This is a genomic window from Actinoplanes sp. NPDC051537 (assembly GCF_055586105.1).
In genome coordinates this window covers 23,002-44,988 of sequence record NZ_JBVJIU010000013.1, presented here as the reverse complement: position 1 = coordinate 44,988, position 21,987 = coordinate 23,002, and the positions used below count along the sequence as shown (strand labels likewise).

General features: G+C 72.0%; 21 protein-coding genes. 13 read left to right on the top strand and 8 right to left on the bottom strand.

Features of this window, described 5'->3' with window-relative positions; genetic code table 11:
- Positions 1-314 precede the first annotated feature (314 nt).
- Positions 315-998, top strand: a complete 684-nt coding sequence (locus ACZ6TB_RS29925; protein ID WP_465559406.1) for a G5 domain-containing protein — start codon at positions 315-317, stop codon at positions 996-998.
- Here ACZ6TB_RS29925 and ACZ6TB_RS29920 read toward each other — a convergent pair whose 3' ends face one another.
- Positions 999-1,544, bottom strand: a complete 546-nt coding sequence (locus tag ACZ6TB_RS29920) for a GNAT family N-acetyltransferase (RefSeq protein ID WP_465559404.1) — start codon at positions 1,542-1,544, stop codon at positions 999-1,001. It abuts the gene before it with no gap.
- A 103-nt stretch (positions 1,545-1,647) separates the two neighbouring features.
- Between ACZ6TB_RS29920 and ACZ6TB_RS29915 the strand changes: the two genes are divergently transcribed.
- Positions 1,648-2,691 carry a M15 family metallopeptidase gene (locus ACZ6TB_RS29915; protein ID WP_465559401.1) on the top strand — a complete coding sequence of 348 codons (1,044 nt, stop codon included), beginning with the start codon at positions 1,648-1,650 and terminating at the stop codon, positions 2,689-2,691.
- 155 nt (positions 2,692-2,846) lie between these two features.
- Here the strand turns inward: ACZ6TB_RS29915 and ACZ6TB_RS29910 are convergent, their stop codons facing one another.
- Positions 2,847-4,322 (bottom strand): arabinofuranosidase catalytic domain-containing protein, encoded by a 1,476-nt coding sequence (locus ACZ6TB_RS29910; protein WP_465559399.1) that lies wholly within the window; start codon positions 4,320-4,322, stop codon positions 2,847-2,849.
- A 267-nt stretch (positions 4,323-4,589) separates the two neighbouring features.
- Between ACZ6TB_RS29910 and ACZ6TB_RS29905 the strand changes: the two genes are divergently transcribed.
- Positions 4,590-6,746 carry a DUF6055 domain-containing protein gene (locus ACZ6TB_RS29905; RefSeq protein WP_465559397.1) on the top strand — a complete coding sequence of 719 codons (2,157 nt, stop codon included), beginning with the start codon at positions 4,590-4,592 and terminating at the stop codon, positions 6,744-6,746.
- Positions 6,747-6,848: 102 nt separating this feature from the next.
- Entirely contained in the window at positions 6,849-7,673 is an 825-nt protein-coding gene (locus ACZ6TB_RS29900; RefSeq protein WP_465559394.1) for an alpha/beta fold hydrolase, read from the top strand.
- Here ACZ6TB_RS29900 and ACZ6TB_RS29895 read toward each other — a convergent pair.
- Positions 7,660-8,670 (bottom strand): sigma-70 family RNA polymerase sigma factor, encoded by a 1,011-nt coding sequence (locus ACZ6TB_RS29895; protein WP_465559391.1) that lies wholly within the window; start codon positions 8,668-8,670, stop codon positions 7,660-7,662. The genes ACZ6TB_RS29900 and ACZ6TB_RS29895 overlap by 14 nt on opposite strands.
- A gap of 69 nt (positions 8,671-8,739) precedes the next feature.
- Here ACZ6TB_RS29895 and ACZ6TB_RS29890 point away from each other — a divergent pair, with 69 nt between their 5' ends.
- Complete coding sequence (locus ACZ6TB_RS29890) at positions 8,740-9,003, top strand: DUF6220 domain-containing protein (RefSeq protein ID WP_465559389.1); 264 nt, start codon at positions 8,740-8,742, stop codon at positions 9,001-9,003.
- Here the strand turns inward: ACZ6TB_RS29890 and ACZ6TB_RS29885 are convergent.
- Positions 8,957-10,297 (bottom strand): aminomethyl transferase family protein, encoded by a 1,341-nt coding sequence (locus tag ACZ6TB_RS29885; protein WP_465559387.1) that lies wholly within the window; start codon positions 10,295-10,297, stop codon positions 8,957-8,959. The two genes, ACZ6TB_RS29890 and ACZ6TB_RS29885, sit on opposite strands and share 47 nt — an antisense overlap.
- A 192-nt stretch (positions 10,298-10,489) precedes the next feature.
- Between ACZ6TB_RS29885 and pabB the strand changes: the two genes are divergently transcribed.
- Genes pabB through ACZ6TB_RS29870 form a run of 3 tightly spaced genes read left to right on the top strand, consistent with a single transcriptional unit; the run spans position 10,490 to position 13,040 of the window.
- Positions 10,490-11,650, top strand: coding sequence for an aminodeoxychorismate synthase component I (gene pabB, locus ACZ6TB_RS29880; RefSeq protein ID WP_465559385.1), 1,161 nt, complete (start codon positions 10,490-10,492; stop codon positions 11,648-11,650).
- Between the two features lie 14 nt (positions 11,651-11,664).
- Positions 11,665-12,459: an SAM-dependent methyltransferase gene (locus ACZ6TB_RS29875; protein WP_465559383.1), complete on the top strand. Its 795-nt coding sequence runs from the start codon at positions 11,665-11,667 to the stop codon at positions 12,457-12,459.
- Positions 12,456-13,040, top strand: coding sequence for a cadmium resistance transporter (locus tag ACZ6TB_RS29870; protein WP_465559380.1), 585 nt, complete (start codon positions 12,456-12,458; stop codon positions 13,038-13,040). Before ACZ6TB_RS29875 ends, ACZ6TB_RS29870 begins: the two co-directional genes overlap by 4 nt.
- Here the strand turns inward: ACZ6TB_RS29870 and ACZ6TB_RS29865 are convergent.
- A complete protein-coding gene (locus ACZ6TB_RS29865) occupies positions 13,012-13,638 on the bottom strand; it encodes a response regulator (protein WP_465559378.1) in 627 nt (208 codons plus the stop codon). The two genes, ACZ6TB_RS29870 and ACZ6TB_RS29865, sit on opposite strands and share 29 nt — an antisense overlap.
- A complete protein-coding gene (locus ACZ6TB_RS29860; RefSeq protein WP_465559376.1) occupies positions 13,635-15,284 on the bottom strand; it encodes a sensor histidine kinase in 1,650 nt (549 codons plus the stop codon). Before ACZ6TB_RS29860 ends, ACZ6TB_RS29865 begins: the two co-directional genes overlap by 4 nt.
- Before the next feature lie 149 nt (positions 15,285-15,433).
- Between ACZ6TB_RS29860 and ACZ6TB_RS29855 the strand changes: the two genes are divergently transcribed.
- From ACZ6TB_RS29855 to ACZ6TB_RS29835, 5 genes are all read left to right on the top strand, one after another.
- Positions 15,434-15,919, top strand: coding sequence for a hypothetical protein (locus ACZ6TB_RS29855; RefSeq protein ID WP_465559374.1), 486 nt, complete (start codon positions 15,434-15,436; stop codon positions 15,917-15,919).
- A gap of 95 nt (positions 15,920-16,014) precedes the next feature.
- On the top strand, positions 16,015-16,245 hold the full coding sequence (locus ACZ6TB_RS29850; protein WP_465559373.1) for a hypothetical protein: 231 nt from the start codon (positions 16,015-16,017) through the stop codon (positions 16,243-16,245).
- 290 nt (positions 16,246-16,535) lie between these two features.
- The gene (locus ACZ6TB_RS29845) at positions 16,536-17,585 is read left to right on the top strand and encodes an ABC transporter permease (RefSeq protein ID WP_465559370.1); all 1,050 of its coding nucleotides are present in this window, start codon (positions 16,536-16,538) and stop codon (positions 17,583-17,585) included.
- Positions 17,582-18,268 (top strand): ABC transporter ATP-binding protein, encoded by a 687-nt coding sequence (locus ACZ6TB_RS29840; protein ID WP_465559368.1) that lies wholly within the window; start codon positions 17,582-17,584, stop codon positions 18,266-18,268. The genes ACZ6TB_RS29845 and ACZ6TB_RS29840 overlap by 4 nt, the downstream gene beginning before the upstream one ends.
- Before the next feature lie 18 nt (positions 18,269-18,286).
- Entirely contained in the window at positions 18,287-18,877 is a 591-nt protein-coding gene (locus ACZ6TB_RS29835) for a TetR/AcrR family transcriptional regulator (RefSeq protein WP_465559365.1), read from the top strand.
- A 156-nt stretch (positions 18,878-19,033) separates the two neighbouring features.
- Here ACZ6TB_RS29835 and ACZ6TB_RS29830 read toward each other — a convergent pair whose 3' ends face one another.
- Together ACZ6TB_RS29830 and groL are read right to left on the bottom strand one after the other, a co-directional pair.
- Entirely contained in the window at positions 19,034-20,278 is a 1,245-nt protein-coding gene (locus tag ACZ6TB_RS29830) for an Nramp family divalent metal transporter (RefSeq protein WP_465559363.1), read from the bottom strand.
- A complete protein-coding gene (gene groL / locus ACZ6TB_RS29825) occupies positions 20,279-21,973 on the bottom strand; it encodes a chaperonin GroEL (protein WP_465559361.1) in 1,695 nt (564 codons plus the stop codon).
- Positions 21,974-21,987: the final 14 nt, after the last annotated feature.

Here is a 21,987-nt window from a genome sequence, read left to right as displayed (position 1 = left end):
CGCCGCCGTCGGCAGGCCGTTGAAGAACTCCAGTTGCGCGGTGTCGAGCGTGATACGGGCAGGGCAGATCGCCAGTTCGTCCCTCTTAATCGACATGCATCCATGCTTCCCCGTGTTGCCGCATCGCACACCAAATACTTAACCGTTTCTGTTTGCCCACCTCGACGGTCGCGAGCCGTACTTCCCGGTGGGTCGACCCGCCGGGAAGGAGCGGGCTGACTGGCCGAACGGCCGTGCCCCGGTGCCAACAGTCCGCCGAGACTGGCTCGGTGACGTATCAACCACCACCGGCTCGGCCGGGTCTTTGGGCGCGCATGAATCCGCTGCAACGAGCCGGGGCCATCGGCGGTGCGCTGGTGCTCTCCTGCTGCGGCGGGCTGCTCGGGATCGGGCTTCTTACCGGCGGCGACCCCAAGACCGAGACGGTGGGGGACTCGGGCGGGACGGTGGCGGCGGCGACCGAGACGACGGCTGCCGAGGACGCGGCGACCGCGGAGCCGGTGCTGGAAGAGCCGACCACGGAACCGGCGACCACGGAACCGGCGGCCACGGAGACGGTGGCGACGGAGGCGACGAGCGCGGCGCCGATCGTCACCAGGAAGACCGTCGAGCAGACGAAGTCGATCGCCTACTCCACCCGCGAGGTGGACGACGACTCGCTGGCCGAGGGCAAGACCAAGGTGCGGGTCAAGGGGATCAACGGCATCCGGACCATCACGTACGAGGTGACGCTCACCGACGGCCAGGAGACCGGTCGCCGGCAGATCTCGTCGGTGGTCACGAAGAAGCCGGTCACCAAGGTGGTCGCGGTGGGCACGAAGGCGGCGAACGACGGCTGCGACCCCAACTACACGCCGTGCGTGCCGATCGCCGACGACGTGGACTGTGCGGGCGGCAGCGGCGACGGCCCGGCCTACGTCGACGGGCCGATCCACGTCATCGGCGACGACCCGTACGACCTCGATCGCGACGGCGACGGGATCGCCTGCGACAGCTGACTATCGCGCGGGAACCCGGCGGACGTAATGGACGATGCCCTCCCAGTCGGGCTCGGCCGAGTCGGGCAGGAGGCCCGCCGCGACGGCGCAGCGGGCGCTCGCCTCGTTCTCCGGCTCGATGCCCGCGGCGAACACCACCACGTCGGCCACCTCGGGCGCGGCCATGACCGCGCGGATCGTGGCGGCGCCGAAACCCTGCCGCCAGCGCGCCGGGTCGACGACGTAGGCGAAGCCCAGCGCCGGGCCCGGCTCCTCCTCGGCGACGACCGGGCCGCCGGGGCCCTCGGAGTAGTTGCTCCAGCGGTCGTAGACGTCGCCGCCGATGAGGGCGACCGGGGCGCCCGCGTCGTCGAACGCCACCCACGAATGCACGCGCAACACGCGACGCCCGCGGAAGATCTCGCCGATGCCGTGGTCGGTGCTCTCGAACTCGCGCGCCGGCCATTCCGGGCCGCCCAGCCAGCGATCCACCGTCGGGTGGCGGAACCACGGCTGCACGGCCTCGAGCAGGGGCAACGTGTACGGGCGCAGCACGACGGAGACCATGCCGAGCAGTGTGCACCCTCCCCGCACCCGAAGTGGCCCGCGCCTGCACCTCCCGCCGCTCACTCTCGGGCCGGACGACCACCAGGGGAGGAGCGGCCGCCGCATGACGAAACGACATATCACCGCACCGATCATGGCCATCGCTGCCATGGCCATGACCGCGATCGGGCCGGCGACGCCGGCCGACGCCGCGGTCCCGGACATCGCGCTGCGATGGACGTACCTGATGAAGCGCAGTTTGAACGTCGCGCCGCAGACCGCGGTGTACCGCAAGCAGCTCGTGACGCAGCAGGCCGCGGTCCGGGCGAAGGCCGCCGAGATGGCCATGGCGCAGACCGCGAGCAACGCCGCGCAGGCCCGGCTGGCCACCGCCACGACGGCCGACCGCGCGGCCCGCAACCGGGTCGCCGCCGCCCAGCAGGCGCGGCTCGCCGCCAAGCAGGAGCTCGGCCGGGTCGAGAAGCTGAAGCCGCGCAACCAGGGCGCCGTCAACCGGGCACAGAAGGCCGTCGCCGCCGCGAACGGGGCGGTCAACCTGCGGGCCAAGGAGGCCCAGCGCACCGGCGCCAACCTGGCGACCATCAAGGGCGCGGCCGGCGCCGCCGCGACGGCGCTGCGGACCGCCACCGCCGGCTGGAACGCGGCGAACGCGGCCGTGGCCGGCACCCAGCAGAAGATCGTGGCGCTCGGGAACGCGGCCGGACTGGCCGCGATGGCCTCCACCATCAGCCGGGACGTCGTGACCCAGGTGCGGCCGGGCTTCACCGTGGGCGACGCCACCCAGGTCTACGGGGTGACCGTGCACAAGGCGGTCGCGGTGCCGTTCAAGCGGATGGTGGACGACGCCAAGCTAGCCGGCATCCAGATCTCCGGCGGCGGCTTTCGCACCAGGGAACGGCAGATCGAGCTCCGGAAGATCAACGGCTGCCCGGACATCTGGACGGCGCCCGCGTCGTCGTGCCGGGTGCCGACCGCGATCCCCGGGCATTCGCTGCACGAGCTGGGACTGGCCGTCGACATCACCTCCGGTGGCAAGACGATCAGCGCCAGGACCCCGGCTTTCGCGTGGCTGTCCACGCACGCCGCCGCGTACGGCTTCGTGAACCTGCCGTCCGAGGCGTGGCACTGGAGCATCACGGGCGGCTGAGCCGGTCCAGCTCGTCCAGCGCCGGCCGCTCGGTGGCGGCGTGACGTTCGTGGCGAGCGAGGCCGGCGACGCCGGGAACGGCCAGGTCCGTGACCGGCGTGATCACCGGACGCTGGTCGAGGGCCGCCGGCTTTTCGAAAGCCGGCGGCCACCAATCAGGACGAGAACGACCAGAGCTGACAGGTGTTGTTGAGCCACATCCACATCTGCGCCTTGGTGCCGTTCGCGGTGCCGCAGTTCTGGTCGTCGAGGAGCATCCCGCTGTTCTCGACCACCAGCTCGTACCGGCCGTTGCCGGCCGGGATGACCGCCCACTGCTGGCAGTTGTTGCCCAGCGACGACCACAGGTCGACGGCGGTGCCGAGGGCCAGGCCGCAGTTCACCGCGTCCAGCACCTTGCCCGAGTTGACGTTCGTGATCGTCCACTTGTTCGCGCCGACGCTGGTGAAGCGCCACTGCTGGCACGAGTTGCTCAGGTTCTGCCAGAGGTCGACCGCGGTGCCGTCGCCGGTGCCGCAGTTGACCGCGTCGAGGACCTTGCCGGCGGCCAGGTTGGTGAGCCGGTAGGTCCCGCCGTTGGCCGGGAACGTCACGCTCTTGGAGTAGCCGACGCCGACGATGTTCGCCTGCACCGAGTTCTCGGTGGCGTCGGTCGGGTAACCGCTGGTCATCACGCCCTCGAAGAACGAGCCGACCGAGCCGTTGCTGTTGTCGCCGCCGATGCCGAGGATGATCGCGCCCTGCTTGGTCATCGGCTTGTAGCCCGACTGCGTCGGCAGCCCGCCGTTGTACCGGGTCGCGAGGCTCCCGGACTGCGCGTTGCCGTCCTTGATCGCGTACGTCGAGGTGCCGTTGTTCTTCGTCATGGCCGTGACGAAGGCGCTGTTGCGGCCGGTGTTCGCGGTGTTCGAGCCGTTGCCGCCGGCGAACAGGCCGTTCTCGAGGTCGGCCATCACCTTCGGGTTCGAGCCGCTGCACGGCGAGAACCAGCACAGCGTGCCGAAGTAGATGGCGTCCATGTCGCCGTTGCCGGTGTCGTTGTTGTTGGTCTCGGCGTTGCCGTAGTCGAAGCAGCACCGGTTGTTGACGTGGGTGCCCTCGGTGACCATGTACATGCCCTCGGGCGCGCTGCCGGTGGCGATGCCGTTGGTCGCGTTGTTGCGGTAGCCGTTGCCGGCCGAGATGTAGACGCCGTAGACCTTGTGGCCGCCCGCCGTGATCGGCAGGGCCGCCGCGTTCGCGCCCTGGTCGGCGGTCGGGTTGGCGCCGCCGCCGGGAGCGATGGTCAGGTCGTTGTGCCGCGACGTCTGGTCGTAGATGCGGACGATCGTGCAGTACGTGCCCGAGCAGAACGAGTCCTGCGTGGCGGCGTTCGCGTAGCCGCCGGCGCTGAGCACGCCGACGTTGGTGGTGGCGCCGTCGGACCAGCGCCGCACCTGGTAGAGCGAGCCGTTGTAGGAGCCGAACAGGGCCCGCGTGGTGCTGTGCGCGGCGACGCAGGGGGTGCCGCCGCCGGCGTAGATGTCACAGGGGCCGGTGCCGGCCGCGCTGGCCGGACCGGCGACCGCGAACGCGGCCGTGACGGTGAGGACGGCGGCGAGCCCGACTCGCCACAGGGAACGGAGATGCATCGAGTGCCTTTCGCGTGCGTGCTGGGCAGCGGCACGTGGCCTGGACGCTGCAGGGGGATGTGAACGTTAACAAATGATTGCCGTGTCTTTTCATGGCTGTCAATACTCAACTCGCAAACATCGAGGTCAATCACTTGACGATGGCACGAAGGGGCATCATGATTGCGTTCAACCTCGCGGCCCGTCGGCCGTGGCGGGCCAGGACTTTTGTGGGAGAGTCGGCGACCTCCCACGCGGCGTGCCGCCCATCCACGACGAAGGACTGCCATGTCGACCCGCCGCTTGCTGCTGGGCTCGGTTCTCACCCTCGTGCTCGGCCTGACCCTCGGTTTCGGGCCGTTTGAAAGAACGCTGCCTCAGGCGTTCGCCGCCACGAAGACCGTCTACATCCCCGCCTCCTGGAAGAGCACCGGCGAGGTGCCCTGGAGCCAGGACCGCACCAAGGAGTCGGCCAACTTCATCCTGCTCTGGGGCGAGAAGTCGGGCACCGACCCGAAGAGCGCCGCGTCGCCCTACAAGTTCGATCCGGACAACATCCTGCAGCAGCTCGAGTCGCTGTACTCGTTCTACGTGAACACCATGAAGTTCACTCCCGAGTCGGGACTGCTGGCGACGTACAAGATCGATGTGATCGTCACCCAGACCTGGAACCGGACCGAGCTGAACGCGTGGGCGACCGGCGGCAGCGCGGACGGCAAGGTGGGCGTCATCAACATCGCGCCCGGCGCCGCCCTGCCCGGCTCGTGGGGGCTCGCGCACGAGCTCGGCCACGTCTTCCAGAACCTCACGTTCCTCGGCAAATCCGGGACGGGATTCACGGATGTGTCAGCCGGTACGTTCTGGGAGACCAGCGCCGAGTACATGGCGATGCAGGTCTATCCGGACGGCGGTGCCGGCGACCTGACCCGGTTCCTGCGCACCGAGAACCTGGCGTACTCGTCGAGCCGGCATCACTACGGCGCCTGGATGCTGGTCCAGTACCTGGTCGACACCAACGGCGGGATCGGCATCTTCAACCGGATGTGGAACGAGGCCCGCAGCACCGAGCACCCGCTCGAGACGTACCGCCGCATCACCGGGCTCAGCCCGGACCAGCTCAACGCCCAGATCGCGCAGTACGCCCAGCATCAGGTCACCTACGACTACAGCAACCGCTCGCACTTCCTGCCGTTCGTCACCAGCGTGTACGGCGCCGGCTTCATCAACGCGTACAACGGGATCAACGTTGATGCGGTCAACACGTCGGCCGGTCACTATGCGATCGCGCCCGAGCTCGCGCCCTCCGACTACGGCTACAACAAGATCAAGCTCGTGCCCGCGTCGGCCTCGGGCTCGCTGATCCGCCTGCACTTCAAGGGCCACACCAGCGGCGCTTCCGGCGCGGGGTGGAGCTACGGCTTCGTGGCGGTCAAGAACGGCATTCCCCGGTACGGGTCGGTGAGCACGGCCGCCGACGGTCAGCTGAGTTTCCCCACCCAGGCCGGCGAGAACGAGGTCTACCTGGTCGTGGCCGGGGCCCCGGCGGCCGTGCACCACTACGGCTTCCTCGACGGGTACACCAAGAACTACCGGTATCCGTACGAGTTCGGCATCTCGGGGGCGACCCCGTCCGGCTACGAGCCCGGCTACACGAAGCCGGCCGCGACCGGCGGCGGCCACTGGCACAGCAACGGCGGCGGCTGGGTCGACAACCGGGCTTCCGTGGCGTCGACCGCCTATGTGGGACCACGCGCGGCCGTCTACGGCAGCTCGACGGTCAGCAGCAACGCCCGCATCGAGGGCCTTTCCTGGGTGAACTCGGACGCGACGGTCGGCGGCAACGCGGTCGTCAAGGACAACGCGCTGATCCAGGGCGGCGCCAACCTCTCCGGCAGCGTGGTCGTCGGCGGCGACGCCGAGCTCGCGATCGCCTGCTCGACCGGCACGTACCTGCTGTTCAACCCGGACCGCGGCTGCGACGGCCGGGCCGGCGAGACGGATGTGAACCCGTCCGTCTCCCGCTTCACCGACGCCGAGGTGGCGACAACGGACGGCGGAACCACGACGCCGCCCACCACCGCGCCGACAACGCCGCCTCCCACCATCGCGCCGACAACGCCGCCCACCACGGCGCCGACGATCCCCGCAGGGCGGACTTGCGCGGCCGCCATCACGGTTACCGGCAGTTGGTCCGGGGGCTTCCAGGGTGAAGTTTCCGTTACCGCCGGGGGAAGCCCGATCAACGCCTGGACGGCCACCTGGCAACTCGCCTCCGGCCAGAAGATCACCCAGGCCTGGAGCGCGGACGTGACCACCTCCGGCGGCACGGTCACCGCCCGTAATGCGACCTGGAACGGGGCCCTGGCGGCGGGCGCGAAGACCACGTTCGGATTCCTCGCCGACGGCAATGCGAGCGCTCCCATTGCCACGTGCGCGGCCTCCTGACAACGGAAGGTGGCACTGATCGCACAAAGTCCCCGCGCCCTGGCCGGGGCGCGGGGACCGGCATAAGTTCCCTGGTGGAGAAGCACTCCGAAGGGGGAAACGATGGGTTACATCACCACGACCGACGGCACGGAGATCTTCTACAAGGACTGGGGCTCGGGGCAGCCCATCGTCTTCAGCCACGGCTGGCCGCTGTCGGCCGACGACTGGGACACGCAGATGCTGTTCTTCGTGCAGAACGGCTTCCGGGTCATCGCGCACGACCGCCGCGGGCACGGCCGGTCGACGCAGACGAGCGACGGCCACGACATGGACCACTACGCCGACGACCTGGCGGCGCTGACCGCCCACCTCGACCTGCACGACGCGGTCCACGTGGGCCACTCGACCGGCGGCGGCGAGGTCGCCCACTACATCGGGCGCCACGGCGAGAGCCGGGTGGCCAAGGCGGTGCTGATCAGCGCGGTCCCGCCGATCATGGTGCAGACCGAGGCCAACCCGGGCGGCCTGCCCAAGAAGGTCTTCGACGACATCCAGAGCGGGCTGGCGGCGAACCGCTCCGCGTTCTACCGCGACCTGGCGTCCGGCCCGTTCTACGGCTTCAACCGCGACGGCGTCGAGCCGTCCGAGGCGATCATCGCGAACTGGTGGCGGCAGGGCATGATGGGCGGCGCCAAGGCCCACTACGACGGCGTCGTCGCGTTCTCGCAGACCGACTTCACCGAGGACCTCAAGCGGATCAGCGTTCCGGTTCTCGTCATGCACGGCGACGACGACCAGATCGTGCCCTACGCCGACTCGGCCCCGCTCTCCGCCCAGCTGGTGCAGAACGGGACGCTGAAGACGTACGCGGGCTTCCCGCACGGCATGCCCACCACGCAGGCCGACACCATCAACGCCGACCTGCTCGAGTTCATCCGTTCCTGAGCCACGGCCGCAGTTTCTCGGGGTTGCGGACGGCCCAGATCCTCGCGATCCGGTCGTCCGCGACCTCGAAGGCGATCACGGCCGCGGTGATTCCCGCGCGCTGGGCGACCAGTCCGGCGAGGCCGTTGACCGTACGCTCGGCGATCGTCAGCCCCGGCGCGAAGCTCGCGAGCTCGACGGCGTAGCGCGCGATCGCCTCGGCCCCCTCGATCGGCCGGAGCGCGGCCCGGACCACCCCGCCGCCGTCCGCGACCATGACGGCGGCCGGGTCGAGCAGCCCGACCAGCGCGGCGACATCCCGGGCCTCCCAGGCCCGCTTGAACTCCCGCACGACCCGAGCCTGCTCCGCGAGGGCCGCCGCGGAAGGCCACGCCGCGCCCGGCTGGGCCGCGCCGGGCTGGGCCGCGCCGGGCTGAGCCGCACCCGGCTGGGCGGCCGCACCCGGCTGGGCAGCCGCACCCGGCTGGGCGACGGCGGGTTGGGCGGCGGCGGGCTGGTTGGGGTGGGCGGCGGCGATGCGCTTGCGGGCCGAGGACGCCAGCCGCCGGCAGGCCACCGGCGTGCGGCCGACGATCTCGGCGACGTCCGCGAACGGGTAGCGGAACACGTCGTGCAGCACGAACGCGACGCGCTCGGCCGGCGTCATCGCCTCCAGCACGACGAGGAAGGCCATGCTCACCGACTCGTCCAGGGTGATCCGGTCGGCGGGATCGGCCGACACGTCGGGAACCGGCTCGGGCAGCCACTCGCCGACGTACCGCTCCCGCCGGACCCGCGCCGACCCCAGCTGGTCGAGGCAGATGCGCCCGGCCACCCGGGTCAGCCACGCGGCCGGGTTCTCGATCGCGTCCCGTGACGCCGGCGGCTGGGCGTACCAGCGCGCGTACGTCTCCTGCACCACGTCCTCGGCGTCGGCCAGCGACCCGAGCAGCCGATAGGCCAGGTTGATCAGCTGCCGGCGCTCGCTCATGATCGCGGCCAGTTCCGGGTCGGTCATGTCCCTCCGACGACGCAGGGGCTCGAAACGTGACGCGAACACCCTCCCGGTCCGCGTCGCCGGACCAGTATGCGCGGAACCTTCGCCGCCCTGCTCCCGCTGCTCGTGGTGGCCCAGTTCTTCCTCGCCACCGCCGGAGCGTTCAGCGAGCAGCCCGAGGACGAGGCGTTCGCCGCCCACCTCGCCCTCGGCTACGTGATCTTCCTGCTGCCGGTCGCGATGGCGGTCGTCGCCGGCTTCGGCCGCCTGCCGGGCCGCGTCGCCTCGCTGATCGCCCGGCACTCCCTCACGCGGGCGCCGCGGCGACGTCCGTCCGTCGTCGATCGGGTTTGAACGGCAGCGCCGTCACCGTCGCGCGGATCTCGCGCTGCGCGGTCCCGGGGCGCCCCCAGAGCACGCCGAGCTCGGTGCCGGGCGCGGAGAATTCCCGGTCGAGAACGCCGAGTGAGATGGTCGCGCCCACGCTGAGGCTCAGCGCGCGGCCGGTGGACACGCCGACCGGCCGGCCGTCGTGGCGCACCTGGTCGAAGCTCGGCCCGTTGAGCCGGGGCAGCTCCATCGGCTCGACGCCGTCGAAGACGCCCGCGAACACGGCCGCCACGTCCTGCCGGTTCCAGGTGAGCCCGGCGAGCACGCGCGGCGAGGGACCGGCGGCGATCAGGGCGTCGCGCCCGAGGAAGTCGTGGCCGGCGACCTTCCCGCGCTGCCAGCCGAGCTCGCCCGGCGTCCGGAAGTAGTCCTCGACGCCGCTCGGCACGAAGCTCCCGCCCGGCCCGCGCCCCGGGCGGAACTGCGTGGGCGCCCCGGGCGAGAGGATCGCCGCCGGCAGGTAGTCCAGCCCGTTGGTCGCGATCCCGGCCTCGATGTGCTGCACCGACTGCGAGCGCAGCCCGAGCAGGCACACGCCGTCGTCGGCCTGCGAGATCAAGTTCCAGACCTCGTTCCCGTACGCGGAGGGGCCGTGCACTTCATAGCCCAGTTCGCCGGAGATCCCCGTCCGCAGCACCCGCACCTCGACGTCGCCGAGACGGGCCGGCCGGCTGCGGTTGAAGCCGATGTCGCGCAGGCTCTCGCCGGTCGCCTTCTCCAGCACCGCGAGCGACCTCGGCCCCTGGACGCCGAAGATGAACAGGTCGGGGCTGACGTCCTCGACCGCCGCGTCCCAGTCGCCCAGCGTGAACTGCCAGCGCAGCCAGTCGCCGCTGCCCGCGGTGTAGAGGAACCGGTCGTCGGCGAGCCGGCAGAGCACCCCCTCGGAGGCGACCCGGCCCCGGTCGTCGAGCTGCACGTGGTGCTTGATCTGGCCGAGCGCGAAGCTGGTCAGGTCGTTCATCCCGAGCCGGGCGAGGAAGGCGAGCGCCTGCGGCCCGCGTACCTCGATCTTGTTGAGCGACGTCCAGTCGCCGAGGTAGCAGCCGCGGACGTGGGCGGTGCTCTCGACGGTCCAGCCGGTGTACTCCTGCGGCATCAGGATCTGCGCGAACGGCGCGTAGGCGCCCTTGCCGTTGGCCGCGTCCTGGGCCGCCGCGGCCGGGCTGAACAGGGGCGGCCGTTCCCGGACGAAGGCGCCGTCGCGGTGCGCCACGACGGTCTCGTAGGTCTTGCGCTGGGACGTGTTCAAGGCCATCCTGACCTCCACTAAACCGAGCTAGTGGCGGGCACGTTACCGGCCCGTTTCGGTCGAAGGCAAGACTTGTCGGCCGATGCGAAGAGTGGGGGCCGGCGTCGTGTCGTCCACCACAACCACGCCGCCGGCGCGCGACTCGGGGAGATAGTCCCCCGGGAGCCGCAAGTCCGACCCGGGCGAAGGGAGCACCGCGTGACGGCCGTAATCCGGGCCCGATTCGACGACCTGGTCGCGGGCCGCGCTCTCGCCTTCCCACCGCCGCGCCGGGTGATCACCACCGACCGGGCGGAGGACGTCCCGGCGGCCCTGGCCGAGGTCGAGCGGCTGACCGCGGCGGGGGAGTGGGCGTACGGCCACGTCTCCTACGAGGCCGCTCCCGGGCTCGACCCCGCGCTGGTCGTGGCGCCGCCGTCGCCCGGCGACCCGCCGCTGGTGTGGTTCGGCGTCGGCGGCCCGCCGTCCCCGGTCCGGCCCGTCACGCCCGCCCGCGCCGCGCTCGACTGGGCGCTCACCTGGTCGGACGCGGACCACGCCCGGGCGGTCGGGAAGGTGCGGGAGCACATCGCGGCCGGTGACACCTACCAGTGCAATCTCACCGACCGGTTGCGCGCGGCGGTCACCGGTGACCCGTACGACCTCTATCGCCTTATCGCCACCGCCCAGCGGGGTGCCTTCAACGCGTACCTGGAGATGGGCCGTTTCGTGGTGGCGAGCGCCAGCCCCGAGCTGTTCCTCGACTGGACCGGCGACCGGATCCGGACGCGGCCGATGAAGGGCACCGCCACCCGCGGCACCGACCCGGCGCACGACCGGGACCAGGCGCGACGGCTGCGGGCCAGCGCCAAGGAGCAGGCCGAGAACCTGATGATCGTCGACCTGCTGCGCAACGACCTGTCCCGCGTCGCCACGGTCGGGAGCGTCGAGGTCACCGAGCTCTTCGCGCTCGAGGCCTATCCGACGGTGTGGCAGATGGTCTCCGAAGTCGCGGCCTCGGTGCGGCCCGGAGCCGGGCTGGTCGACGTCTTCCGGGCGCTGTTCCCGTGCGGCTCGGTGACCGGCGCGCCCAAGGCCAGCAGCATGCGCATCATCCGCGATCTGGAAAGCGGGCCGCGCGGCGTCTACTGCGGCGCGGTCGGCATGGTGGCGCCCCCGGCCGCGGAGTTCCGCGCGAGGTTCAACGTGGCCATCCGTACGGCCACGGTCGATCGCCTGTCCGGAACGGCCACCTACGGCGCGGGTGGCGGCATCACGTGGGGCTCGGAGGCGGCCGCCGAACGGGCCGAGTTGCTCGCCAAGACGGCGGTGCTGGCCGCGAATCACCCGGACGGGGCCCTGGCCCTTGATCGAACGTGAACTACCATTCGCGTGTGGACGACCTCGACACGACGGTGGCGCACCCGGCCCGGCGCTACAACTACTGGCTCGGCGGCAAGGACCACTTCGCGGCCGACCGGGAGTCCGGCGACCAGCTCGAGGCCCTGTTCCCCAAGGTCCGGGCGGGCGCCCTGGCCAACCGGGCCTACCTCCAGCGGGCGACCCGGTTCCTCGCGGCCGAGGCCGGCATCCGCCAGTTCCTCGACATCGGCACCGGCCTGCCCACCGCCGACAACACGCACGAGGTCGCCCAGTCGGTCGCACCCGAGAGCCGTGTCGTCTACGTCGACAACGACCCGATGGTGATGGTCCACGCCCGGGCACTGCTCACCAGCAGTCCCGAGGGCCGCACCGCGTACATCCAGGCCGACCTGAACGATCCCGCATCGATCCTCGCCAACCCCGTCGTCGGCGAGACGCTCGACCTGACCGAGCCGGTCGGCCTGATGCTGATCGCGGTCCTGCACTTCATCCGCGGCCACGGCGCCACCGCCCCCATCGTGCGCCAGTTGATGGACGCCCTGCCGCCCGGCAGCTACCTGGTCGCCACCCACGCCACCAGCGACTTCGGCACCCCCGAACAGCAGCGCCTCTACCAGCAGCTGATCGACGAGGGAAAATCCGACGTCTGGACCCGCTCGAAGGACGAGTTCGCCACCGTCTTCGAGGGCCTCGAGCTCGTGCCGCCCGGCATCGTCCCGGCCAGCGAGTGGCGCCCCGACCCCGGCGCCGTCATCCCGCAGCGCTCCGACATCAACGTCTGGGTGGCCGCGGCCCGCAAGCCTTGACCGTCATCGCGCAGGCCGCCGGCCTGTTCGCGGTCACCAACGTCGACGACCTGCTCGTCCTCGCGCTGTTCTTCGCGCAGGGCGCCGGCCACGCCCGGACGACCCGCAACATCGCCCTCGGGCAGTACCTCGGCTTCGCCGGGATCCTGGCCGTGGCCGTCGCCGCCGCGTTCGGGGCGACCCTCCTGCCCGACGCCGTCCTGCCCTACCTCGGGCTGCTGCCGATCGCGCTCGGCGTCAAGGCCGCGATCCAGGCGTGGCGGCACCGGGGCGACGGCGAGGACGACGCGCCGGCCGTGCACCGGGCGCCGGGGATTCTCGAGGTCGCCACGGTCACCTTCGCCAACGGCGGGGACAACATCGGCGTGTACGTGCCGGTCTTCGCCACCGCGGCGGCCGGCGGCACGACCGTCTACGTCGTCGTCTTCCTGGTGCTCGTCGCGGTGTGGGTCGCGGCCGGCCGGTTCTTCGCCACCCGGCCGCTGATCGCCCGGGCGCTCGGCCGCTGGGGACACCTCCTGCTGCCGGTCGTGCTGATCGGGATCGGCCTGCTCATCCTGATCGAGGGCCTCGGCGGATGAGGGCGATCGCCTCCTCGCGGGTGCTCACGCCGAGCTTGCCGAGCATCTCCGAGACCCGGTTGCGGATGGTCTTGGGCGCCAGGAACAGGCGGGACGCCACCTGGGACGTCGTCAGGCCCTGGGCCAGCAGCTCGAGGATCTCCAGGTCGCGGGAGTCGAGGGCGGCCAGCGCGCCGGGCTGGGGGGCCGCCGCCGCGGCGGCGACCACGGCGGCCTGGGCGCCGCGGCCGATCACCAGGCTGCCGCGGGCCGCGGCGTGGATGGCGGCCAGCACGTCGTCGGGGTCGGAGTCCTTCAGCAGGTAGCCGTCGAGGCCGGCGCCCAGGCTGCGGACCACGAACTGGTCGTCGGCGTGCATCGTGAAGACCACCACCCGCAGGGCGGGCCAGCGCTTCTTGAGCGTCGCGCCGAGGGTGATGCCGTCGCCGTCGGGCAGGTTCAGGTCGAGCAGGGCCACGGCCGGCTCGGCGGTCACGGCCAGCGCCTCGGTCACCGAGCGGGCCGCCGCCACCAGCGACAGGTCGCCGTCCGACTCGACCAGCGCCGAGAGGCCGGAGAGGACGATCGGGTGGTCGTCGACCACCAGCACTCTGATCATGACGGGAGCTCCAGGCGGAGGCGGGTTCCGGTGCCGGCGGCGGTGACGTCGAGGACGCCGCCGAGCTCCTCGGCGCGCCGGCGCAGCGACGAGAGGCCCACGCCGTACACGATGGGCCCGCCCTTGCCGTCATCGCCGACCTCGGCCACGATGCCACCGCCGGCCCGGCCCCGCACCGACACCGTCACCCGGCCGGCCTGGGCGTGCCGCAGCGCGTTGGTCACGCCCTCGGCCACCGAGCGGTAGACCGCGACCGCCGCCTCGGGAGCGACCGGGCAATCCAGCGAGACCGCGAGCGTCACCGCCGGGCCGTTGCCGTCGAACGCGCCGACCAGCGTGCCGAGCGCCCCGGCCAGGTCGCCGTCGGCCAGCACCGACGGGGTGAGGCCGGAGACGATCCGGCGCAGGTCGCCCCGGCACCCGGCCAGCTCCGCGGCCAGCGCCTCGAGCAGCGGCGACGGGTGCCGGCGCAGCTCGGCGCGCACCCGCAGGCTCATCCCGGCCAGCGACGGGCCGAGACCGTCGTGCAGATCGCCGAGGATGCGGGCGCGCTCGGCGTCGCGCCGCCGGTCGACGTCGCGCCGGGCGTGGTCGGCCTCGACGGCCAGGCCCACCGCCTTCGCCACCAGCGCGACCGTGGGTAAGAGCTGGTCGACCGTACGCTGCTGCCGCGGCTCCGGGCCTTCCGGGTGGGCGGGCTCGACGACCAGGGTGCCGACCCGGTCGCCGCCGACCACCAGCGGATGGAGCACGCCGTGCTCGGGCGCGTCCGGGCCGAGCACGAGCCCCACCGTCCGGTGGCCGCTGGCCGTCGCGACCATCGCCGCCGCCTTGCCGAGCAGCTCGCGGGCGTCGCTGAGGGTGTGCAGGCCGGCGGTGATCTGGGCGACGTCGGCCGGGGTGAGCGTGCCGCGGCCGTAGCGGTGCTGCACGAAGGCCCGGCGCAGCCACAGGCCGGCGGGCAGCACGAGCGCCGTGGTGACGACCGCGGCGAACGCGCCGGACAGGTCGGGCTCGGGCAGCCCGGCCCGGGCGCCGACGACCCGCAGCAGCGTGCCGACCCCGGCCCCGCAGGCGATCGTGGCGGCGCCGATCCCGAGGTCGACCAGCGGCTCACCGACCGGCCGCAGCTCGCGGGCGGTGGCCAGCCGCAGGACGACGGCGGCCATGGCCCACAGGCCGAGCATCGTCACCAGGGCCTGGGCGCGGGATCCCCGGGTCAGGACCAGCGCGGCGATAAGGACGGCGGCCCACACCACGAACCAGATCAGGCGGCGGCGGGACATCCGGTCGGCGGGCCGGTCCATCGCCCAGGCGATCAGCGCGAACGCGGCGACGACCGGCGCGACGCCGAGCAGCTCCCAGCGCGCCTCGATCCGGTCCCAGGCGGGCCGGCCCACGCTGAGCGCCACCACGGCCGGGACGACGGCCAGCGCCGCCAGCGTGCGGCCGAGCCGGGAACGCGGGTCGCGGTCGAGCAGCAGCGCCGCGGCGAGGCCGAAGGCCGGCCAGCCCAGCGAGCGCACGGCCGCGGGCGGCAGCGTGTCGCCGCTGAAGCCGAGCAGGCCCGGCACGATGCCGGCCGCCGTGGCCAGCGCCGCGGCGACCACGCCCCGGGAGAGCCCACCTGCGACGGAGTCGGTCACAGGTCCATACTGCGGGCTGCGGGCCCGGCGGCCCAGAGGCGCGGGACCGGCCGGGACAACCCGGGACGCCGCGGGCCTTCTGCCCGGGACACGCCGGCCGCCACGGTGGACGCATCACTTGGTCGTACCGTCGAACGGAGGCACCAGCCATGTCCGCCACCGCCACCACCACCGACATCCGCACCAGCCGCGGCGTTTCCGGCCCGGTCCTGGTCGGGGGAGCGTTCCTGCTGTCCACCGTCCTCAACCTCGCGTTCCAGCTGGCCGAGATCGTGTTCACCGACAACGACCCACATCGGCCGCAGGGGCCGATCGACAGCATCGTCAGCATCTCCGTGGTCGGCGTGGCCGGCCTCGTCGTGGCCCTCGCCGTCGCCCTGCCGCTGGTCCGTGACCCGGCGAAGGCCAAGGTCGGGGCGATCGTGCTGGGCGCGCTGGCGCTGATCACGGCGCCGCTCTTCTGGTCCGGGGCGCCGGCCGTGCTCGGCGCCGCGGCGGCGTGGCTGGCCGGGCTCACCAAGGGCGGCCGGCCGCTGACCGGCGCGGCCCGCGGGTTCGGCATCGTCGGCTTCGTGGTCGCCGTCCTGGTCGTGGTGGCCATGGTCGTCGGCGGCATCACCGCCATCGCCGGCTGACGCCGCGCCGGGAAAGGCCGCCTCGGTCGCGGGGCGGCCTTTTGCCGTCTCAGAGTGAGACACGAGCCGGCAAATCACCGGGGTTACATGACGTCATGGCGGATCCGACCACCTTTGCGCAGGTCGCCGGGATGGTGGCCGGTTTCGGCGCGCTCGGGATGCTGGTGGCGGCGCTCAACCTGGTCGCGCTGCGGGTGGTACGCGCCGACGAGGTGCCCGCCTACGTGCAGACCCGCATCCGCTGGTGGACCGCCCACAACACGGCGTTCCTGCTGCTCAGCGCGGCCCTCACGGTGATCGGCCTGATCGGGCTGGCGGCCGCGTGACCGTGGTGTCGAGAGGTGCCCGGCCGCGGGTGGGCATGATCTCCAGCGGCCCATTGCTGCCGGCGCCCGGGCATCCCCGACACCGTCAATCGTGACGTCGTCCCAGCTCAGCGACAAGATCTGGGCCGGAAGTACAAGCCTGTAATTCGCCGCCGGCCGTCCTCCTACCTCTCGCACAACTTGCCGACAGCATGTCGGTATAGTTGCCGACGCCATGTCGGCAAGTTGTGGGAGGGTTCATGTTCCTGGCGCTGCGTGAACTGCGGTTCGCGCGTTCGAGGTTTGCGTTGATGGGTGCGGTGGTGGCGTTGATCGCGGTACTCATGGTGCTGCTGTCCGGCCTGTCGTCCGGGCTGGTCAACGACGGTGTGTCGGGGCTGCGGCGGATGCCGGTCACCGCGTTCGGGTTCGCCGAGGGGACCCGGGTCGACGGTGCGTTCTCGCGAAGCGTCGTCGATGAGGGGCAGGTGGCGGCCTGGCGGGAGCAGCCCGGTGTGGAAGCGGCCGAGCCGTTCGGCAACGTGCTGGTGAACGCGCACAGTGCCGCGGGGACGCCGATCGACCTGGCACTGTTCGGCGTGCGGCCGGGCTCGTTCCTGGACCCGGCGCCGGCCCGCGGATCCCGGCTGGGCAGCGCGGACGGGCTGGTCGTCTCCCGCACGCTGCTCGACGCCGGGCTGCGCCTCGGCGACACGGTCACGATCGACCGGCTCGGCATCCGGCTCACGGTCGTCGGTGCCACTGCCGATCAGCGTACGTTCGGGCACGTCGACGTGGCCTACCTGCCGCTCGACACCTGGCGCCGGATCCACACCGGCGCCGGGAGCGAGGCGACCGCGGTGGCGATCAAGGCACGGAGGGGCGCCACCCTCGATCTCGCGGCCGGGGACGCCGCCGCGCACACCACCAGCCTGACGCTCGCCGACTCGTACGCGGCCTCGCCCGGCTACACCGCCGAGACCTCGACCCTCACGCTCATCCAGGTCTTCCTGTACGCCATCTCGGCCCTGGTCGTGGGCGCCTTCTTCACGGTGTGGACCATTCATCGCCGGCACGAGCTGGCGGTCCTGCGGGCCATCGGCGCGTCCCGCGCGTACCTGCTGCGCGACGGCATCGCCCAGGCCTTGGTCATCCTGGTGGCCGCCAGTGCTACGGGGGTGCTGGCCGGCATCGGCGTGGGCGCCCTCGTGGCCGGCGGAGACGTGCCGTTCGCCCTGGAGACGCCCGCCGTCCTGACCGCGGCCGGGCTGCTGATCACGCTCGGCCTGCTCGGCGCGGCCACCGCCATCGTCCGTATCGCCACGGTGAACCCGCTGGCCGCCCTGGGAGCACAGCGATGACGCTCGGCACCACGACCCGCACCGGACTGTGCCTGGCCGGGGTGACCCTGCGCCTGGGCGACGGCGACGACACCATCGAGGCGCTGGACGCGGTGAGCCTGACCGTCGCGCCCGGCGAGCTGGTGGCGGTGGTCGGGCCGTCCGGCGCCGGCAAGTCCAGCCTGCTCGCCGTGGCCGGCGGGCTCACCGTGCCGGACGCGGGCAGCGTCACCGTCGACGGCCACGACCTGGCCGCCATGAAGCCGGCGGCGCGCACCGCCTATCGGCGCGAGCACATCGGCTTCGTCTTCCAGAGCGGCAATCTCCTCCCGGCGCTGACCGCGATCGACCAGCTGCGGCTCATCCACCACCTCCACCGGCGGCGGCCCGGCACGCCGGACGCCGAGCAGTTGCTGGCCGAGGTCGGCATGGCGGGCAAGGCGCACCGGCGCCCGCACCAGCTCTCCGGCGGCGAACGGCAACGGGTCGGCATCGCCCGGGCGCTGATCGGCGGCCCGTCGCTGCTGCTGGCCGACGAGCCGACGGCGGCCCTGGACCGGGCCCGCAGCCATGAGGTGGTCGAGCTGCTGGCCCGCGAGACCGAACGCGCCGGGGTGGCGACCGTGATGGTCACGCACGACGCCGACGTGCTCCGGCACTGCGACCGGGTGGTAGAAATGGTCGACGGAAAGCTGTCCGGCTAGGCGAGTGAAGGAGGCACGGTGCCGCGCATCTCGGCGCCCACTGTCGCCGAGCACCGCGCCACCAAACATCGTGCGCTGCTCGACGCGGCCCGTGCCATCCTGGCCGAGGAGCCCGGGGCCGCTCCGTCACTCGCGGCGGTCGCCGGTCGCGCCGGGCTGGCCCGCTCCTCGGCGTACGAGTACTTCCGCTCCCGCCAGGACCTGCTCGACGCCCTCGTCCAGGACGTGTTCCCCCGCTGGTCGACCCGGGTGACCGACGCCATGACCGCGGCGGGCACGCCGGACGCGCAGGTGCTGGCCTACGTCGACACCAACCTCGAGCTGGTCGCCGAGGGTGAGCACGCGGTGGCCCGGGCCCTCGCCGCGATCGCGCCCGGCCGGCAGCTGGACGACAGCAACCGCCTCATGCACGAGCAGCTGTCCCACCCGCTGATCGACGCGCTGCGGGCGATGGACCTGCCCGACCCGGCCACCACCGCCGAGATGATCAACGCGATCGTCTACAGCGCGTCCAGCCTCATCGAGGCGGGCGGCGACCCCGCGGGCATCCGCGCCCGAGCCGGCGAACTGCTCGAGCCGTTCCTGCGCGACACACGCCGCCGCGGCTAGCTGTGCAACTGCCGGAGAGCACGTGCCCGTGAAACTCGGCGCGGGTAGATGCGCAGCACGCGCGGCCGGGTGCGGTCGTCGATCGCGGTGAACCGCTTTTCGCGGCTGGTGCAGCGCTGTGTGGCGGGCAGCCGGTTGAGGCCGAGGCGGACCAGGCTAGCGGGCGAACGCGTCGAACAACAGGTAGGCGTTCAGCCCGATGATGAGCACGGCGATCACCCCGGCGGTGGTCGTCGTCAGGCGGGAGTTCACGAAGACGCCCATGATGTCTCGGCGGCGGGTCACCAGCAGGAGCGGGACCAGCGCGAACGGGATGCCGAACGACAGGACCACCTGCGAGATGACAAGGCTGTCGGTCGGCGGCAGGCCCAGCGCCAGGACGGTCAGGGCCGGGGCCATCGTCACCGCGCGGCGGACGAACAGCGGGATGCGGCGGCGGATGAAGCCCTGCATGACGATCTGGCCGGCGTACGTGCCGACGCTCGACGAGGACAAGCCCGACGCCAGCAGCGCCACCGCGAAGGCCAGCGCCGCGCCGCCGCCGACCATGCGGCCCAGGCCGTCGTGGGCGGACTGGATGGCGTCGCCGGTGAAGAACGACGTGCCGTGGAACAGCGACGCGGCCACCACCAGCATCGACAGGTTGATCAGGCCGGCCGCGCCGAGGCCGATCATCACGTCGAGGCGCTGGAAGCGCAGCAGCTCGCGCCGCTCGCCGTCGTCGCGGCAGGCGACCCGGGACTTGGTCAGGGCGGAGTGCAGGTAGACCACGTGCGGCATGACCGTGGCGCCGATGATGCCGCAGACCAGGAGCAGGCTGTCGCCGCCGGCCAGCCGCGGCACCAGGCCCGAGGCCACACCGGTCGGTGACGCGCCGACGACCAGCAGGTCGTACAGGAAACCGAGCAGGACGATGCCCAGCAGCCCGACGATCGCCAGTTCGAAGCGGCGGTAGCCGCGCTGCTCGAGCGCCAGGATGCCGAACGCCACCACCGCCGTGATCAGCCCCGCCGGGAACAACGGCACGTGGAACAGCAGGTAGAGCCCGACCGCCGCGCCCAGGAACTCGGCCAGGTCGGTCGCCATCGCGATGACCTCGGCCTGCACCCACAGCCCGAGCGAGACCGGCCGGGGGAGGTGCTCGCGGCACAGCTCCGGCAGGTCGCGCCCGGTGGCCACGCCGGCCTTGGCCGACAGGTACTGCACCAGCATGGCGGTCAGGTTGGCGACCACGATGACCCAGACCAGCGTGTAGCCGAAGTGGGCGCCGGCGGTGAAATTGGTGGCGAAGTTGCCGGGATCCACGTAGGCGACGGCGGCGACGAAGGCGGGACCGAGCAGGGTGATGGAACCCCGAGCCCGCAGCTGGCGGAATGCGGACTCGGGTACCGCGACGCTCATTTACGCGACCGAGGGGCCGAGGCCCAGCGACTGCGGGGTGCTGGAGTCCGGCGACGGCTGCCGCAGACCCTCGTCGAGCTCGCCGATCTCGGTCATCAGCGCCGGGCTGCCGCCCCACGGCGTCTGCTCCTCGGCCACCAGCGTGTTGGTGGTGAGCAGCAGGCCGGCGACGGACGCGCCGTTCTGCAGCGCCGAGCGGGCGACCCGCAGCGGGTCGACGATGCCCATCTCGATCATGTTCCCGTACCGGCCCTGGAGGGCGTCGAAGCCCTCGTCCGCGCCGAGCTGGGTCACCCGGGTGACCACCTCCTGGCCGGAGAAGCCGGCGTTGGTGGCGATCAGGAACGCCGGCTCGGGCAGCGCCCGCCGGACGATCTCGACGCCGGTCGCGTAGTCCTCGTCCTTGATCTCGAGGCCGTCGAGCGCGTCCGCCGCGTGCAGCAGCGCCGCGCCGCCGCCGGCCACGATCCCCTCGGCCATGGCCGCCCGGGTCGCCGACAGCGCGTCCTCGACCCGGTGCTGCAGCTCCTTGAGCTCGGCCGGCGTCGGGGCGCCGACGTGGATGATCGCGACCTTGCCGGTCAGCGCGCCGATCCGCTCGGTGAGCACGTCCTCGTCGGCCCCGAACGTCGCCCGGGCGAGCTCCGCCCGCAGCTGCGTGACCCGGAACTCGATGTCGTCGGGCGAGCCGCCGCCGCCGAGAATCGCGGTGCTCTCGGACTCGACCCGCACCTGGTCGGCCCGGCCCAGCTGGTCGAGCGTCATCGTCTCGAGCGTGAAGCCGGAGTGCCGGCTGTAGACCGCGCCACCGGTGATCGCGGCGATGTCCTCGAGCTTGTGCAGCCGCCGGTCGCCGAACCCGGGCGCGCGCACGGCGACGCACTGGAAGATGCCGTTGACGTGATTGTGGGTGAGCATCGACAGCGCGGTGCCCTCGACGTTCTCGGCGATGATGATCAGCGGCCGGGGCGCCCGCATGATCTTGTCGAGCAGCGGCATGAGCTGCTGCACCTTGGTGATCTTTTCACTGCAGAGCAGGATGTACGGGTCATCCACGATCGCCTGGAGCCGGCCCGGGTCGGTGACCATGTACGGCGACAGGTAGCCGTTGTCGAACTCGAAGCCCTCCACGAAGTCGACGCTCATCCCGTGCCGCTGCGATTCCTCGACGGTCACGATGCCACCGTCGCCGACCGTGTGCAGCGCCTTGGCGATCACCGCGCCCACGGTGTCGTCGTCGTTGGCGGAGATGGCGGCGACCCGGGTCAGCTCCTCCTCGCTGCTCACCTCGCGCGCCACCGTGCGCAGGCGCTCGACCAGGCGCTCCACGGCAAGGTCAACACCACGCTTCACCCGTACGGGGTTGGCGCCCGAACCGATCGCCGACATGCCCTCGCGGATGATCGCCTGGGCGATCACCGTGGCCGTGGTGGTGCCGTCGCCGACGATGTCGTTCGTCTTGATGGCCGCCTCCTTGACCAGCTGGGCGCCCATGTTCTCGAACTGGTTCTTGAGGTGGATCTCCCGTGCGATCGTCACGCCGTCGTTGGTGACCACGGGCGAGCCGGTGATCTTCTCGAGGATGACGTTGCGACCCTTGGGCCCGAGCGTCGACTTGACCGCCTCGGCCAGCTTGTCGACGCCGCTCTGCAAGAGGGTTCGCGCGTCCGCGCCGAATCTGAGTTCCTTGGCCATCAGGGTCACGTCTC

Bases quoted from the DNA above. Each gene is read 5' to 3' on its own strand.
- ACZ6TB_RS29925 (WP_465559406.1), top strand. From the start codon at position 315: ATGAATCCGCTGCAACGAGCCGGGGCCATCGGCGGTGCGCTGGTGCTC.
- ACZ6TB_RS29920 (WP_465559404.1), bottom strand. From the start codon at position 1,544: ATGGTCTCCGTCGTGCTGCGCCCGTACACGTTGCCCCTGCTCGAGGCC.
- ACZ6TB_RS29915 (WP_465559401.1), top strand. From the start codon at position 1,648: ATGACGAAACGACATATCACCGCACCGATCATGGCCATCGCTGCCATG.
- ACZ6TB_RS29910 (WP_465559399.1), bottom strand. From the start codon at position 4,322: ATGCATCTCCGTTCCCTGTGGCGAGTCGGGCTCGCCGCCGTCCTCACC.
- ACZ6TB_RS29905 (WP_465559397.1), top strand. From the start codon at position 4,590: ATGTCGACCCGCCGCTTGCTGCTGGGCTCGGTTCTCACCCTCGTGCTC.
- ACZ6TB_RS29900 (WP_465559394.1), top strand. From the start codon at position 6,849: ATGGGTTACATCACCACGACCGACGGCACGGAGATCTTCTACAAGGAC.
- ACZ6TB_RS29895 (WP_465559391.1), bottom strand. From the start codon at position 8,670: ATGACCGACCCGGAACTGGCCGCGATCATGAGCGAGCGCCGGCAGCTG.
- ACZ6TB_RS29890 (WP_465559389.1), top strand. From the start codon at position 8,740: ATGCGCGGAACCTTCGCCGCCCTGCTCCCGCTGCTCGTGGTGGCCCAG.
- ACZ6TB_RS29885 (WP_465559387.1), bottom strand. From the start codon at position 10,297: ATGGCCTTGAACACGTCCCAGCGCAAGACCTACGAGACCGTCGTGGCG.
- ACZ6TB_RS29865 (WP_465559378.1), bottom strand. From the start codon at position 13,638: ATGATCAGAGTGCTGGTGGTCGACGACCACCCGATCGTCCTCTCCGGC.
- ACZ6TB_RS29855 (WP_465559374.1), top strand. From the start codon at position 15,434: ATGTCCGCCACCGCCACCACCACCGACATCCGCACCAGCCGCGGCGTT.
- ACZ6TB_RS29850 (WP_465559373.1), top strand. From the start codon at position 16,015: ATGGCGGATCCGACCACCTTTGCGCAGGTCGCCGGGATGGTGGCCGGT.
- ACZ6TB_RS29845 (WP_465559370.1), top strand. From the start codon at position 16,536: ATGGGTGCGGTGGTGGCGTTGATCGCGGTACTCATGGTGCTGCTGTCC.
- ACZ6TB_RS29840 (WP_465559368.1), top strand. From the start codon at position 17,582: ATGACGCTCGGCACCACGACCCGCACCGGACTGTGCCTGGCCGGGGTG.
- ACZ6TB_RS29830 (WP_465559363.1), bottom strand. From the start codon at position 20,278: ATGAGCGTCGCGGTACCCGAGTCCGCATTCCGCCAGCTGCGGGCTCGG.
- groL (WP_465559361.1), bottom strand. From the start codon at position 21,973: ATGGCCAAGGAACTCAGATTCGGCGCGGACGCGCGAACCCTCTTGCAG.